The sequence below is a fragment of the Crossiella sp. S99.2 genome, assembly GCF_023094165.1.
Classification (GTDB): domain Bacteria; phylum Actinomycetota; class Actinomycetes; order Mycobacteriales; family Pseudonocardiaceae; genus Crossiella.
This window is the reverse complement of the sequence record NZ_JALMDK010000001.1, coordinates 1039525-1055221: the sequence shown is the minus strand read 5'-3', so window position 1 is coordinate 1055221 and position 15697 is coordinate 1039525. Positions and strand designations below refer to the sequence as shown.

Genomic DNA, 15697 nt, shown 5'->3' with positions numbered 1-15697 from the left:
CGCACCACGCCCCTGACACCACTTCCGGCCGCGCCGCCGCGGCCGCACCGACAGGAGACTCCGATGCGCCGCGAGATCTTCACCAGCGAGCATGACGAGTTCCGCGAGCTGGCCCGCACCTTCATCGCCAAGGAGATCGAGCCGAACCACGCCCGCTGGGAGGACAACGGCATCGTCGACCGCGAGGCGTGGCTGGCCGCGGGGCGGATCGGGTTGCTCGGCATGGCCGTGCCCGAGGAGTACGGCGGTGGCGGCGCGCTCGACTACCGGTTCAACACCGTGCTGGCCGAGGAACTCGTGCGCGCGGGCGCCAGTGGGCTGGCCCTGCCGCTGCACAACGACATCATCCTGCCCTACCTGCTGAACCTGGCCACCGAGGAGCAGAAACGCCGGTGGCTGCCCGGGTTCTGCTCCGGCGAGCTGATCAGCGCGATCGCGATGACCGAGCCCGGCACCGGCAGTGATCTTCAGGGCATCGCGACCACCGCGGTGCGGGACGGGGACGACTACGTCCTCACCGGGCAGAAAACCTTCATCAGCAACGGGATCCTGGCCGACCTGGTGATCGTCGCGGCCAAGACCGACCCGAACGCCGGAGCGCACGGAGTCAGCCTGCTGGTGGTCGAGCGCGGCATGACCGGGTTCAGCCGGGGACGGAACCTGGACAAGATCGGGCAGAAGGCGCAGGACACCGCCGAGTTGTTCTTCGACGAGGTCCGGGTGCCCGCGGCCAACCTGCTGGGCGAGGAGGGCAAGGGCTTCGTCTACCTGATGCAGAACCTGCCGCAGGAGCGGTTGTCCATCGCGGTGGCCGCGGTCGCCGGGGCCGAGCGGGTGCTGGAGCTGACCAAGCAGTACTGCAAGGACCGCGAGGCGTTCGGGCGGCCGATCGGCAAGTTCCAGCACAACCGGTTCCTGCTGGCCGAACTCGCCACCGAGATCACCATCGCCCGGGTGTTCGTGGACCGCTGCATCAGCGAGCACAACAACGGCGCGCTGGCCATCGACGAGGCCGCGATGGCCAAGTGGTGGACCACAGAGCTACAGACGAAGGTGGCGGACCGCTGCCTTCAGCTGCACGGTGGGTACGGCTACATGACCGAGTACCCGGTGGCGAAGGCATTCCTGGACGGCCGGGTGCAGACGATCTACGGCGGCACCACCGAGATCATGAAAGAGATCATCGGCCGGACGATGGGGTTCTAGCGGGAAGGATCGCACCATGGGGCGTTACCGGCGGCTGGAGATCATCCGAAGCCTCGACCCGGTCGAGGACCACTGGGAGATCTACCGCCTGTCCGCCAGTTTCGAGTTTCCCTGGGACTACCGGAAAGCGCTGGAGTTCGCGTTGTTCCGCACCTACGCGGTGCCGAGCATCTCCGCGCTGCTGGACAAGACGCGGGAGTTCGCACAGCGCCCGCAGCGGCGCTACGACGACACCCTGCTGCTGATGGGCGCGCTGACCGAGCACGGCTACGACTCCGCGTCCGGCCGGGCCGCGCTGCAACGGATCAACCAGATGCACGGCCGCTACGAGATCAGCAACGAGGACATGCTCTACGTGCTGTCCACCTTCGTCTACGAGCCGATCCGGTGGCTGGCCAAGTACGGCTGGCGCGCGCTGCACGAACACGAGCGGCTGGCCGCCTTCCACTTCTATCGCGAGGTCGGCAGGCGGATGGGCATCAAAGACATTCCTGCCGGCTACGGGAAATTCGAGACCTTCAACCGGGACTACGAGCGCGAGCACTTCCACTACCGGGACACCAATGAACGCGTCGGCACCGCCACCGTGGACCTGTTCTGCTCCTGGTACCCCGCGTTCGGCAGGCCCGCGGTGCGCCGCGCGCTGTACGCGGCCATGGACGAACCGCTGCTGCGCGCCTTCGGCTTCCCGCGCCAGCCCGCCTGGCTGGAGAAGGCGGTGGAACGCGGGCTGGCCGGACGGGGTCGCCTGGTGCGGCACCTGCCGGTGCGGCGCCACTCGCGCAGCGCGCGGGACCCGGGCAACCGCACCTACCCTGGCTACCCCGAGGGCTACCGGATCACCGATCTGGGGGTACCACCCCAGTGAGTTGGGTCTCACCGGCCTCCCGGGGCTACCATGACATCATTACTGTCACATCACCAGTGCACGATTCACGAGCCGCGATCAGGGAGGCTCCCCGCCGATGACGTCAGAGGCCTTTGTCTACGAAGCCGTGCGCACCCCGCGGGGTCGCGGCAAGCAGAACGGATCGCTGCACGGCACCAAGCCGATCAGCCTGGTCGTGGGGCTCATCGACGAGCTGCGCGCCCGGCATCCGAACCTGGACCCGAACTGGATCTCCGATGTGGTGCTGGGCGTGGTCTCGCCCATCGGCGACCAGGGCTCGGTCATCTCCCGCATCGCCGCGCTCAAGGCCGGCCTGCCCGACACGGTGGCCGGGGTGCAGATCGACCGGTTCTGCGGCTCCGGCCTGGAGGCGGTGAACCTGGCCGCGCAGAAGGTCCGCTCCGGCTGGGAGGAACTGGTCATCGCGGGCGGCGTGGAGTCGATGTCCCGGGTGCCGATGGGCTCCGACGGCGGCGCCTGGTTCCACGACCCGGAGACCAGCTACGCGGTGGACTTCGTGCCGCAGGGCATCAGCGCGGACCTGATCGCCACCATCGAGGGCTTCAGCCGCGATGACGTGGACGCCTTCGCGGTGGAGTCGCAGAGCCGCGCGGGCAAGGCCCAGGCCAACGGGTACTTCGACCGCTCGGTGGTCCCGGTGCGCGACCGCAACGGGCTGACCGTGCTGGAGCGGGACGAGTTCCTGCGCCCCGGCACCACCCCGCAGGCGCTGGCCGGACTGCAGCCCTCCTTCGCCGGCATCGGCGAGCTGGGCGGCTTCGACGCGGTGGCGCTGCAGAAGTACCACTTCGTGGAGAAGATCAACCACGTGCACCACGCCGGCAACTCCTCCGGCATCGTCGACGGCGCCGCGCTGGTGCTGGTCGGCTCCGAGCGGGCGGGCGCCGAACTGGGCCTGACCCCGCGCGGGCGGATCGTCGCGGCCGCGCTCAGCGGCGCGGACACCACGATCATGCTCACCGGTCCGGCCCCGGCCGCCCGCAAGGCACTCGGCCTGGCCGGGCTGACCGCGGCCGACATCGACCTGTTCGAGATGAACGAGGCATTCGCCGCGGTGGTGCTGAAGTTCATGCGGGACCTGGACATCCCGCACGAGAAGGTCAACGTCAACGGCGGCGCGATCGCGCTGGGCCACCCGCTGGGCGCGACCGGCGCGATGCTGCTGGGCACCGTGCTGGACGAGCTGGAGCGACGCGGCGGCCGGTACGGCCTGGTCACCCTGTGCATCGGCGGCGGCATGGGCGTCGCGACCATCATCGAGCGACTCTGAGAGCGGAAGGCGACATGTCGGAACACACCTCCACCATCCGCTGGGACGTCGACGAGGACGGCATCGTCCTGCTCACCCTGGACGACCCTGAGCAGAGCGCGAACACGATGAACGAGCGGTACCACCGTTCGATGGCCGAGACCGTCGACCGGCTGGAGGCCGAGCGCGAGCAGATCACCGGTGTGGTGATCACCTCGGCCAAGAAGACCTTCTTCGCCGGCGGCGACCTCAACGACCTGCGCCAGGTGACCCCGGCCGACGCGCAGCGGTTCTTCACCGGGCTGACCGAGATCAAGGCGCAGCTGCGGCGGCTGGAGAAGCTGGGCCGCCCGGTGGTGGCCGCGCTCAACGGCACCGCGCTGGGCGGCGGCCTGGAGATCGCGCTGGCCTGTCACCACCGCATCGCCATCGACGACGGCCGCAGCAAGTTCGGCCTGCCCGAGGTCACCCTGGGCCTGCTGCCCGGCGCCGGTGGTGTCACCCGCACCGTGCGCATGCTCGGCATCGCCGACGCGCTGCTGAAACTGCTGTTGCAGGGCCAGCAGCTGCGGCCGGCGCAGGCCAGGGAAACCGGCATCGTGGACGAGCTGGTGGGCAACCGCGAAGAGCTGATCGCCCGCGCCAAGGAGTGGGTCAAGGCCAACCCGGACGCGGTGCAGCCCTGGGACGTCAAGGGACACAAGATCCCCGGCGGCACCCCGTCGAACCCGAAGTTCGCGGCGAACCTGCCCGCGTTCCCGGCCAACCTGCGCAAGCAGCTCAAGGGCGCGCACTACCCGGCGCCGCACAACATCCTGTGCGCCGCGGTCGAGGGCAGCCAGGTCGACATCGACAACGCGCTGGTGATCGAGAGCCGGTACCTGACCGAGCTGGCCGCCGGGCAGATCTCGAAGAACATGATCAAGGCGTTCTTCTTCGACCTGCAGCACATCAACAACGGCGGCTCCCGCCCGGCGGGCGTGGCCAAGTACGAACCGCGGAAGGTCGCGGTGCTCGGCGCGGGCATGATGGGCGCCGGGATCGCCTATGTCTGCGCCCGCAACGGGATCGAGGTCCTGCTCAAGGACGTCTCGCCGGCCGCGGCGGAGAAGGGCAAGGCCTACTCCGAGGGCATCCTGGACAAGGCGGTCTCCCGGGGCAAGCTCACCGCGGACAAGCGGGCCGAGGTGCTGGCCCGGATCACGCCCACCGACAACGCCGCCGACCTGGCAGGCGCGGACCTGGTGATCGAGGCGGTCTTCGAGGACGTCTCGTTGAAGCACAAGGTCTTCGCCGAGGTGGAGCCGGTGGTCGCGCCGGACGCGCTGCTGGCCTCCAACACCTCCACGCTGCCGATCACCGGCCTGGCCGAGGGGGTGTCCCGGCGGCCGGACTTCGTCGGCCTGCACTTCTTCTCCCCGGTGGACAAGATGCCGCTGGTGGAGATCATCCGCGGCGAGCACACCAGCGATGAGGCGCTGGCCAAGGCATTCGACGTGGTGCTCAAGATCAAGAAGACCCCGATCGTGGTGAACGACAGCCGCGGCTTCTTCACCAGCCGGGTGATCGGCACCTTCCTCAACGAGGGCGTGGCCATGCTGGCCGAGGGCGTGCCGGCGCCCAGCATCGAGCAGGCATCGGCCCAGGCCGGTTACCCAGCCCCGGTGCTCCAGCTGATGGACGAGCTGACCCTCACCCTGCCGCGCAAGATCCGCAACGAGACCAAGGCCGCCTTCGAGGCCGCGGGCCAGACCTGGGTGTCCCACCCGGCCGAGCAGATCATCGACCGCCTGGTCGAGGAGTTCGACCGCAAGGGCAAGTCCAGCGGCGCCGGCTTCTACGACTACGCCGACGGCAAGCGCACCGGCCTGTGGCCGGGCCTGGCCGAGCACTTCCCGGCCACCCCGAACGAGCTGCCCTTCACCGACCTCAAGGAGCGCATGCTCTTCATCGAGGCGATCGAAACGGTCCGCTGCTTCGAGGAGGGCGTGCTCACCTCAGTGCCGGACGCCAACATCGGCTCCATCTTCGGCATCGGCTTCCCAGCCTGGACCGGCGGCGTGATCCAGTACATCTTCGGCTACGAAGGCGGCGTGGACGGCTTCGTAACCCGAGCCACCCAACTCGCCGAAAAATACGGCGCCCGCTTCACCCCACCCGCCGTCCTCTCCGACCCCTCAGCCCGAGAAAAACTCCTCGGCGCCTAACCCTCACAGCGGCCAACACTCCGAAGAGCTTGGAGCCCTTCGGAGTGTTGGCCGCTGTGGTACGGCTCGTTGGCCGTTGTGGGAATGGGTCAGGCTGAGTAGGTCAGGTTCTTGCCGGACTGGGGGTCGAAGAGCTGGATCTTGTCCGGGTCGAACCAGACTTCCAGGTGCTGGCCTTCGGTGGCGGTGGAGGCCGCGGACAGGCGGGTGATGATGGCGCTGCCTTCGGCTGAGCTGGAGCCCAGGTCAGTCAGGCCGGCGTCGGCGGCCAGTTCCTCCAGTTCCGCCGAGCTGGCCCGCTCGCCGGAGACGGTGAAGTAGGCGTACTTGTCCGAGCCCATCGACTCCAGCACGTCCACGTGCGCGGTGAACACCGCGCCGCGGGCCTTGGCGGCCGGGTCGACGACGGCGGCGTCCTCGAAGTGCTCGGGGCGTACGCCCATGATCACCTCTCGGCCCGCGCCCGCCTGTTCGACCAGCCGGCGGACCCGGTCGGACAGCGGGATCTTGCCCAGTCCGCTACAGGCCCGGCCCTCCTCCAGCCGCGCCGGGATGAAGTTCATCGCGGGCGAGCCGATGAAACCGGCCACGAACAGGTTCGCCGGGTTCTCGTAGAGGAACTGCGGAGCGCCGATCTGTTGCACCAGGCCACCGCGCATGACCACGACCCGGTCGCCGAGGGTCATCGCCTCGGTCTGGTCGTGGGTCACGTAGACCATGGTGGTGCCCAGCTTCTTCTGCAGCCGGGAGACCTCGGTGCGCATCTGCACGCGCAGCTTGGCGTCCAGGTTGGACAGTGGTTCGTCCATCAGGAACGCCTTGGGGCTGCGCACGATCGCCCGGCCCATCGCCACCCGCTGCCGCTGGCCACCGGAGAGGTTCGCCGGTTTGCGGTCCAGGTGCTGACCCAGGTCGAGCACCTCGGCGGCCTCGTTGACCTTGCGGGTCACCGTGGCGTTGTCCACCTTGGCCAGCCGCAACGGGAAGGCCATGTTCTCCCGCACGGTCATGTGCGGGTAGAGCGCGTAGGACTGGAACACCATCGCGATGTCCCGGTCCTTGGGCGCCCGCTCGTTCACGCGCTCACCACCGATGCGCAGTTCGCCGGAGGTGATGTCCTCCAGCCCCGCGATCATGTTCAGCGTCGTGGACTTCCCGCAACCAGAGGGACCCACCAGGATGATGAACTCGCCGTCGGCGATCTCGACGTTCACCTCCGAGACGGCGAGCGCGCCGTCCGGGTACTTCTTGGTCACCTTGTCCAACACGATGTCGGCCACGACTCACCTCACCCCTTCACGGCGCCGGACGTCAGTCCGGCGACGATGCGGCGCTGGAAGAACAACACGAACAGAATGATCGGCACGGTGATCACGACCGCGGCCGCCGACGTGGACCCGGTGGGGTCCTCGAACTGCGAATCGCCGGTGAAGAACGCCAGTGCGGCTGGCACGGTCCGCGAGGTCTCGGTGGAGGTCAGCGAGATCGCGAACAGGAAGTCGTTCCAGCAGAAGATGAACACCAGGATCGCGGTGGTGAACACGCCGGGCGCCGCCAGCGGCGCCACCACCTTGAAGAAGGCCTGGCTCGGGGTGGCCCCGTCCATCTTGGCCGCCTTCTCCAGCTCCCAGGGGATCTCCCGGAAGAACGCCGAGAGCGTGTAGATCGCCAGCGGCAGGGAGAAGGTGATGTACGGCAGGATCAGGCCGGGCCAGGTGTCGAACAACCCGAGCGAGCGCTCAATGTCGAACAACGGCGAGACCAGCGAGACCTGCGGGAACATCGCGATCAGCAGCGAGACGCCCACCAGCAACCGCTTGCCGGGGAAGTCCAGCCGGGCGATCGCGTAGGCGGCCATGGTGCCCAGCACCACGGCGATCGCGGTCGCGATGATCGCGATGCCGATCGAGTTGAACAGCGGCCGGAGGAACCCGGTGCTGCCGAAGATCGCGCTGTAGTTCGCCAGCGTCCACTCGGTCGGCCACAGGCCACCGTCGGCCAGCGCCTTCTTGGTCTTGAACGAGAGCGACACGATCCACAGCACCGGGAACATCGCGTACACCACGACAATGGTGTTGATCAGGCCCCAGCCCCATTTGCGGCCGGTCGTCACGGCTCCACCGATAGCCATCAACGCCTCCCCTGCGGGTCGCTGCCGGGTGCCGCGGTGCCGAACACCTTGATGAAGACAAAGGCGATGATCGCCACCGCGAGGAAGATCAGCACCGACATGGTGGACCCGATGCCGAGGTTCAACCCCTTGATCAGGTTGTTGTAGGTCAGCATCGACACCGAGGACGTCTGTTGCCCGCCCGCGGTGAGCACGAAGATGTTGTCGAAGATGCGGAACGCGTCCAGGGTGCGGAACAGCAGCGCGACCAGGATGGCCGGCTTCATCATCGGCACGATGATCCTGGTGAAGCGCTGCCAGCCGGACGCGCCGTCCAGCGCGGCGGCCTTGAGCAGGTCATCCGGCACCAGCGCCAGGCCCGCCATCAGCAGCAGGGCCATGAACGGCGTGGTCTTCCAGATCTCGGCCAGCGAGATGATCAGCAGCGACGGCACCCGCTCGGTCAGCGGCGCGCCTGCGCCGGCGAACCACTCGGCCAGGTAACCGGTTCCTGGGGTCCAGGCGTACTTCCAGGAGAACGCCGCGACCACGGTCACGATGCCGTACGGGATCAGCGCGGCGGTGCGCACCAGTCCGCGGCCGACGATCGTGCGGTGCATGACCAGCGCGAGCGCCATGCCCAGCACCAGTTCCACCACCACGGTGGCCAGGGTGACGATGGAGGTCACCCCGAAGGCGGTCCACCAGTAGCTATTGCCGAGCACCGCGATGTAGTTGTCCAGACCGATGAATTCCTGCTTGTCCGGGAACTTCAGGTCGAACCGCTGCAGGGACAGCCAGACCGAGTAGATGATCGGCCAGCCGGTGACCGCGACCATCACCAGCGCGGCGGGGGCGCACAGCAGCAGACCCAGCCGCCGCTCAGCCCGTTTTCCTTCGCTCAGAACAGCTTTCCCCATTACGGCAGCACCCCCTTCGAGTCGATGGCGTCCTGGATCTCGGTCCGCAGCCGGGCCGCGGTCTTGTCCGGATCGATCGCCGAGGGCGGGGACAGCACGGTGGAGAGCACCGAGGAGACGTTCTGCCAGGACGGCGTCAGCGGCCGGTTCGCCGCGTCCCGCAGTTCCTCGCGGATGGTCTCCTTCATCGGGTACGCCTCGATCATCTCCGGCCGGTCGTAGACCGAGTCGATGGTCGGCGGCACCCCGTCGTTGACCGCGGAGAACAGCTGGTTCTCCGGGCTGCGCAGGCACAACGTGGCCGCGAACGCGAGGTCGGGCTTGCGCGAGTGCTTGCTCACGCCCCAGTTCGCGCCGCCCAGGGTGACCTTGCTCGGCACGCCGGGCACCGCGCCCGGGTAGCGCGCCCACTTGAAGTTCTTGGCCAGCGTCGGGTTGCCCTTCTGCATGGCCGGGTAGACGAACGGCCAGTTCAGCTCGAAGGCGGAGTTGCCGGTCTCGAACTCCCGCTGGATGTCGCCCTCCTCCGAGCTGGTCAGCGAGGCGCTGGCGATACCGGCGGTGGCGAACTCCTTGAGCGTGCGCAGGGCCTTGACCGCACCCTCGTCCACCACGGCCTTGCTGCCGTCGTCGGAGACGATCTTGCCGCCGTAGGAGGCGACCAGGGTGTTGTACTGCACCACCAGGCCCTCGTACTGCTTGCCGGTGATCAGCGCGGTGTGCGGCTTGCCTGCGGCCTTGAGCTGCTTGGCCTGGGCGATCATCTCGTCCCAGGTCGCAGGCGGGGTGGTCACCACGTCATCGCGGTACCAGAGCAGCTGGACGTTGGTGTTCTTGGTGGCCGCGTAGGTCTTGCCCTTGTACTGGGTGGACTGCAGCGGGCCGGCGAGCACCCCGGCCTCGGCCGCCGCCTTGTCCTGGCCGGTCCACTCGCGCAGCCAGCCCGCCTCGGCGAACTCGGCCAGCCAGGGGTTGTCCAGGTAGAGGATGTCCATCTCGGTGTCGTCGGCGGCCAGCCTGCGCACCATCTGCTCACGCTGACCGTCCGCGCCGCGGGGCAGCTTGTTGTACACGATCCGGTACTTGCCGCCCGCCTGCTGGTTGCAGGTGTCGACCACCTTCTGAAAGTTCTGCTCCGGTGCGCCGTAGAGGTTGATGATGTTGCCGCCGGACTCGCCGTTGCCGCATGCCGCGAGCACGGGTGCGGCGACCACGGCGGCGGTGAGCAAACCTACGACCCGAGTGCTTCTGGACCTAGCGCCTCGCCAGGGGCCATCCATGCGCCCTGCCTCCCTTCCTGCTGAAACCCGGAAGGCAAGCCTGGACCGCGTGCAGACGGCCCGGACCGACAAAGCGAGAAGTCGGGCACCTCGTCGTGCCCTCCGGAGTTGGCTCCCGAACCTAGAGCCGCTGATCAGTGGCCGCAACCGGCAAGCAGCAACGATTCAGATACACGGAAGTGGGAAAATTTTCCTACCCGTTCGGCCTAGGAAGTGCCCAGTCATCCGGGCTGCTGCCCCGGCCCGCGCAGGGCGAGCTGGGCCAGCATGTCCCGGCCCTGCTCGGCGTTGCGCGGCGAGCAGAGCACGTCGTAGCGACCGGCCACCAACTGACTGGCCGAGACGAAGTCCCGCTTGCCGCGCTGGGTGGCGTACCCGGCCGCGGCGAAGATCATGAAGAACACCACGCCGGTGACCAGCGAGATCAGGATCGGCCCCAGCGCGATCCCGTCCTGGTTGAACAGACTGAGCAGCACACCCACGAACAGGCCGAACCAGGCGCCGGAGGCCGCGCCGGTGCCCAGCACCTTGCCCCAGGTCAGTCGCCCGGTGACGCGCTCGACCAGCATCAGGTCGACGCCCACGATGGTCACGTCCTGCACCGGGAAGGAGCTGTCCGCGAGGTGATCGACCGCGCGCTGCGCCTCCTCGTACTTGACGTAGGAGCCGATCGGCCACCCGGTGGGCGGGGTGGGCAGGCCACCGGGCCGGGCACCGGAGAACGAACTGGTCACGACAAGCACCTCCGCAGGACTGATACCCCAATCCTGCCAAGGTTGCCCGGTTTACGCCGCCTCGACGCGCACGGAACTAGCCACGGAGTCCATAGTCACGCAGCAAGCCCCGGCTGATGATCGTCTTCTGGATCTCGCTGGTGCCCTCGCCGATGAGCAGGAACGGCGCCTCGCGCATCAGCCGCTCGATCTCGTACTCCTTGGAGTAGCCGTAGCCGCCGTGGATGCGGAAGGACTCCTGGGTGACCTCGACGCAGTACTCGCTGGCGATCAGCTTGGCCATGCCCGCCTCGACGTCGTTGCGCGCGCCGGAGTCCTTGAGCCGGGCCGCGTTGACCATCATCAGGTGCGCGGCCTCGACCTTGGTGGCCATCTCGGCCAGCTTGAACGCGATGGCCTGGTGCTGGGCGATCGGCTTGCCGAAGGTGCTGCGCTGCTGGGCGTAGCTCACCGCCAGCTCGAAGGCGCGGATGGCGATGCCGCAGGCCCGCGCGGCCACGTTGACCCGGCCGATCTCGACCCCGTCCATCATGTGCGCGAAGCCCTTGCCGGAGGAGCCGCCGAGGATCTTGTCCGCGCCGATCCGGAAGTCGTCGAAGACCATCTCGGTGGTGTCGACGCCCTTGTAGCCCATTTTGTCGATCTTGCCGGGCACCTTCAGGCCGGGCAGCACCTCGCCGTAGCCGGTGGGCTTCTCCACCAGGAAGGTGGTCAGGTTCTGGTGCGGCTTGGGCGCGCCCTCGTCGGTGCGCACCAGCACGGCGGTCAGGTTGGAGGTGCCGCCGTTGGTCAGCCACATCTTCTGGCCGTTGATCACGAAGTCCTCGCCCTGCCGCACCGCGCGGGTGCGGATGGCGGCCACGTCGGAGCCCAGTTCCGGCTCGGACATGGAGAAGGAGCCGCGCAGGTCGCCGGTGGCCATCCGGGGCAGCAGGTCCTGCTTCTGCGCCTCGGTGCCGTGCTGCTTGACCATGTGCGCCACGATGAAGTGGGTGTTGATCACGCCGGAGACGCTCATCCAGCCGCGCGCGATCTCCTCGACCACCAGCGCGTAGGTGAGCAGGGACTCGCCGAGCCCGCCGTATGCCTCGGGGATGGTGAGCCCGAACAGGCCCATCTCCTTCATGCCCTCGACGATGTCGGCGGGGTAGCTGTCGCCGTGCTCCAGGGCCTGCGCGTGCGGGATGATCTCCTTGTCCACAAAGGAGCGGACGGTGCTGAGGATCTCCTGCTGGATCTCGGTGAGACCGGCGGTCTGGGCAAGCCTGGCCACGACTTTCCCCTCTCTCTACAGCACTGTAGGCGCGGTTTGTTACCGGCGAGTATGGCTGCTGCGGGGTGGTCGCGCGCTGTGAAGGTGCTCACCACAGCGGGTCAGCTGGCGACCAGCTCCAGGCTCGCACCGCAGTGCCGGCAGGTCTCAGCGAAAACGTGGACCTGGGCGTCGCAATCGCCGCAGGGCCGCAGACTGCGTTCCAAAAGATCATCGTCGGTGCGTTTACGGAAAAAGAACATGCCAGCAGACTCGCTGGTCAGCACCCCCGGAAGGCAAATCAGGTTGCGTTTTCGTGCGCCATCTCACTAATTCCGGCAACAATTAGTATTCAACCCATTGTGCCGCGTAGTTCGATCATGAATTACCTGGAGAACTCGTGTGGCCTGCGCTCCGGCAGCGGGTCGGTGAGGCTGGCCAGCGCGGTGACCGCGTACCCGGCGAGCACCGCGCAGGTGGTGAACCACCACCCGATCGGCAGCGCCTGGTCGGCGAAGAGCAGCGCGCCACCGGCGAAGACGGCCGCGCCGAGCAGGGTGGCCAGCACCCGGCGGTCCACCCGCATCCAGCAGGTGGCCAGCCAGGTGGTCAGCGCCGCGCCCACGGTGATCGCGGCCGGACCGAAGGCCAGTCCGGCCGAGGCCGCGTACAGCCCGCCGACACCGACCAGCACGGCGAGTCCGGCCAGCTCAGCCGGTCGCCGCACCCCGCCGGCGGACTTGCGGCGCACCGCGCGCACCGCGGCCCGCGCGGCCAGGAAGATCACCAGCGCGGTGACCACGACCAGCGCCCAGCGGCCGAAGTCCCAGCTCGTCGGGCCCAGCCGGGTCCACCAGGGGATGTCGATCCAGTCGTCCGGGCGGTGCGCGGTGAGCAGCCCGGCCAGCGCGACCGAGGCGGCCAGCAGCGCGCGCTCGGGTGCGGTGAAGAAGAACAGGAAGGCCAGCAGCAGCGGCTTGAACACGGTCATCGCCACCCGGGCGGCGATCATCGGCACTGTGTAGGACTCGGGTTTGACCGTGCGATGGGCCAGCAGGCCGAGCCGGATCGCGGTGCGCGCCACCCGCACGTCGCCGAGATCCTTGATCTCCTGGTGCCCCACCTCGTACTCGGCGGTCCGCTGCTCCAGCACGCCCGGCGGCAGCGGCGGCGCGGGCTCGGACACGACCGGGTGCGCACCAAGCTCGACACCGTCCACAAAGGACAGTTCGGCGGCCAGTACCGCCCACTGCACGCGTTCGGTGAGCGCGGCCCTGGTCTGGCGCAACGCGGGCGGCACCGGGTTGGGCGCGAGCACCTCGGCCAGTTCCAGCCGCACGGCGTCCTTGCGAGCCTCGAAGCGCTGGCCGAGGAAACGCCGCCATTCCTTGTCCGGCACCGGATTCGTGCTGCCGAGTTCGGCCGCGCCGGGCGGGGTGGTGGCGATCCGCTCGATGTCGGCGAACAGCTCGTCCAGGTCCCGGCCGCGGGCGAACTCGCGCAGCCGGGCCGGATCGGTGAGCAGCGAGACCAGGCTGGCGGCGGCGTCCAACCGGCCCCACATCCAGTCGTTGGCCCGCCATTTCGCCGAACAGAACGCGGCGAACGCGCCAAGGTCGGTGCCGCACAGCTTGTCGTCGGGGGTGAGGGTTTCCTTGCCCGCCAACAGTTTCCGGAAGTCGATCGGGGTGGGCGCGTCACTGGCGATGCGCATGAATCTGATCCGGCCGCCCGCGCTCTGCGCCGCGTGCAACGGCGCGGTCAGCGCGACCACCTGGGCCAGCACGATGGGCAGGTCCGGCGCGGTCTCCAGGAGCTGGTGCACCACCGCGTCCAGCTCGCTCTCGGCACTGCGCGAGCGGCGCGGCGCGGCCTCGGCCAGCCGGGTGGCCGCGGTGAAGACGGCGGGCCAGACCAGGCCGAGCCCGTCCACCGACCGGGGTTCCAGGTCCTCGTCCCGCTGCTCGACGCCGTCGGCCTCCAGCTCCTCGGCGAGTTCGAGCAGCCGTTCCTGGAACCGCTTGTTCGCCTCGATCTGCTCCTGCTCGTCGCCGGGATCGGGGGTGAGCGCGGCCTCCAGCACCCAGCCGAGCGGATCACGCACGCCCGGCCCGAGTTCCCGCTGCGCCTGCCGGTACTCGGTGAACGCGGTCTGCGCCCAGGCCCGCAGGTCGGTCGGCTCGCCGCTCTCCGCCGCGGCCAGCGCCAGCCAGCGCCCGTCGGCGTGATCGGCCAGCACATCGGCGATCTGGCGCAGCCGGTAGAGCACCGCCTTGACCTCGCCGATCGCGGGCAGGTAGTGCTCCTCGGCCCATCGTTCCAGTTCACGGGCCCAGCGAATGCACAGGTCGACGGCCGCGCCCAGGGCGGTGACATCGGTGAAGACGGTCTCCGGGTCCTCGGCGGCCGCGGTGCCGAGCACCTCGGTCAGCCGCGGCGCGAGTGAGCGCCGGGCCTGCGCGGACCAGGCGGCCACCGGATCGTCCTGCAGCGGGGCCCGGCGCAGCAGGCCGGGCGGGCGCTTGGCCGGGTCGAGCAGCACGCCGGTGATCCGCTCGGCGTCCAGGCAGGCCCGCAGGTGCGCGTGCACCGGCCCGACCCGCCCGATGAGTTCGGTGAGCCCGGCGGCGCGTTCGGTGGCGGGCAACGCGGTCAGCGGCGCGAACAGGGCCTGCCGGCGCAGTTCGATCCGGCGCACCTCCCGGTTGTGCGCGTCCAGCTCCTCGATGTCGGTGAGCAGCGATTCCTGGTTGTAGCGCGCGGCCAGCGCGGCCAGCCCGACCGGTAGCCCGCGCCGCCGCTCACTGACCGGTTTGGCGGTGGTGCCCACGATCGGTTCCGGGTTGAGGTAGACCAGCCAGCGATCGGTCGGCCCGTCCGCGGGCGAAGCCGCGATGGCCTTGATCGCCGCGGCCACCGGAATGTTGTCCAGCACCCCGCCGTCGATCACCTGGAACGCCTTGCCCTGGGCAGGGGCCGATTCGGAGAAACACCCCATCAGGTCGACCTCGCCGGCCGGGGTGTCCGGCTGGGCGCGCACGCTCGCGGGCTCGAAGGCCAGCGGGAAGGAGGAGGTGGTGCGGGCGGCCTGGGCGAGCTGGGCCGCGGTCCGCCGCGCCTCACTGCCCGCGGCGAAGTCCGACAACGGATCCCCGGCCGAGCCGCGGTGCCGAAACCGGAACGCGGCCGAGCGCCGCCGCTCCCGGATGGTGGCCAGCCGGTCGTCCCAGCGGGTGACGGTCACCGGGTCCAGCAAGGTCGCGGTCAGCAGCAGATCGACCCGGTCGGCGAGGGGTCCGCGCGCGGGTTCGGCGACCAGCTTCTGCAACCGCTGCCGCAGCTGTTGGCCGAAGTACCCGTCACCCTCCAGCAACGACTGCGGTTTGGGCTGGAACATCCGCGGCGTGGCCCGGCACATCGCGTCCAGATCCCCAAGCTGCACCCACAAGTCCCGGATAGCGTCGAACCGGAACCCGTACACCAGGCTCGCCGCCATGATCGCGCTGTTCAACCCACCGGCCGAGGCCCCGGTGAGCACGTCGATCCGCACCGACTCGTAGCCGGCCAGCCCCGCGAGCCCCGCCCACGGATTCCCCGGCTCGTCCGCGGCCAGCGCACACCGCAACCGCGCGATCTCCGAAGCCGCCCCGCCAATCCACACGGCAAGGGACACCCCACCCCGCATGGACAGCGCGAGCCGCAGCTCCTGGCGGTTGTGGCCAGGCTCGGCGGGGACGGTCTCGGCTGCGGGGTCGAGTGGGCCCATGTTGACCAGTGTCTGATCAACGGGACACGTTCGGGTTGCCGCGCGGGAAGTACACACGGTTGG

12 protein-coding genes are annotated in these 15697 nt (G+C 69.0%); 4 read left to right on the top strand and 8 right to left on the bottom strand.

The features are described from left to right. Nucleotides 1–63: 63 nt before the first annotated feature. From MZC64_RS05185 to MZC64_RS05170, 4 genes are all read left to right on the top strand, one after another. Complete coding sequence (locus MZC64_RS05185; RefSeq protein ID WP_247755879.1) at nucleotides 64–1206, top strand: acyl-CoA dehydrogenase family protein; 1143 nt, start codon at nucleotides 64–66, stop codon at nucleotides 1204–1206. 16 nt (nucleotides 1207–1222) lie between these two features. Then, a complete protein-coding gene (locus tag MZC64_RS05180; RefSeq protein ID WP_247755878.1) occupies nucleotides 1223–2074 on the top strand; it encodes an oxygenase MpaB family protein in 852 nt (283 codons plus the stop codon). Between the two features lie 97 nt (nucleotides 2075–2171). Further along, a complete protein-coding gene (locus MZC64_RS05175) occupies nucleotides 2172–3386 on the top strand; it encodes an acetyl-CoA C-acetyltransferase (protein WP_247755877.1) in 1215 nt (404 codons plus the stop codon). 14 nt (nucleotides 3387–3400) lie between these two features. Further along, on the top strand, nucleotides 3401–5572 hold the full coding sequence (locus MZC64_RS05170; protein WP_247755876.1) for a 3-hydroxyacyl-CoA dehydrogenase NAD-binding domain-containing protein: 2172 nt from the start codon (nucleotides 3401–3403) through the stop codon (nucleotides 5570–5572). An 89-nt stretch (nucleotides 5573–5661) separates the two neighbouring features. Here MZC64_RS05170 and MZC64_RS05165 read toward each other — a convergent pair whose 3' ends face one another. The 8 genes from MZC64_RS05165 to MZC64_RS05130 form a co-directional block, all read right to left on the bottom strand. Next, nucleotides 5662–6852, bottom strand: a complete 1191-nt coding sequence (locus MZC64_RS05165; RefSeq protein WP_247755875.1) for a sn-glycerol-3-phosphate ABC transporter ATP-binding protein UgpC — start codon at nucleotides 6850–6852, stop codon at nucleotides 5662–5664. A gap of 8 nt (nucleotides 6853–6860) precedes the next feature. Continuing rightward, nucleotides 6861–7703, bottom strand: coding sequence for a carbohydrate ABC transporter permease (locus MZC64_RS05160; RefSeq protein WP_247755874.1), 843 nt, complete (start codon nucleotides 7701–7703; stop codon nucleotides 6861–6863). Beyond that, nucleotides 7703–8602 (bottom strand): carbohydrate ABC transporter permease, encoded by a 900-nt coding sequence (locus MZC64_RS05155; protein ID WP_247755873.1) that lies wholly within the window; start codon nucleotides 8600–8602, stop codon nucleotides 7703–7705. The genes MZC64_RS05160 and MZC64_RS05155 overlap by 1 nt, the downstream gene beginning before the upstream one ends. Continuing rightward, nucleotides 8602–9882 (bottom strand): ABC transporter substrate-binding protein, encoded by a 1281-nt coding sequence (locus MZC64_RS05150; RefSeq protein ID WP_374205621.1) that lies wholly within the window; start codon nucleotides 9880–9882, stop codon nucleotides 8602–8604. The genes MZC64_RS05155 and MZC64_RS05150 overlap by 1 nt, the downstream gene beginning before the upstream one ends. Nucleotides 9883–10103: 221 nt before the next feature. Beyond that, complete coding sequence (locus MZC64_RS05145) at nucleotides 10104–10625, bottom strand: general stress protein (protein WP_185000038.1); 522 nt, start codon at nucleotides 10623–10625, stop codon at nucleotides 10104–10106. Nucleotides 10626–10692: 67 nt separating this feature from the next. Further along, nucleotides 10693–11889, bottom strand: a complete 1197-nt coding sequence (locus tag MZC64_RS05140) for an acyl-CoA dehydrogenase family protein (protein ID WP_247755871.1) — start codon at nucleotides 11887–11889, stop codon at nucleotides 10693–10695. A gap of 101 nt (nucleotides 11890–11990) precedes the next feature. Next, on the bottom strand, nucleotides 11991–12155 hold the full coding sequence (locus MZC64_RS05135; protein ID WP_247755870.1) for a hypothetical protein: 165 nt from the start codon (nucleotides 12153–12155) through the stop codon (nucleotides 11991–11993). A gap of 98 nt (nucleotides 12156–12253) precedes the next feature. After that, nucleotides 12254–15634, bottom strand: coding sequence for a patatin-like protein (locus tag MZC64_RS05130; protein ID WP_247755869.1), 3381 nt, complete (start codon nucleotides 15632–15634; stop codon nucleotides 12254–12256). Nucleotides 15635–15697: the final 63 nt, after the last annotated feature.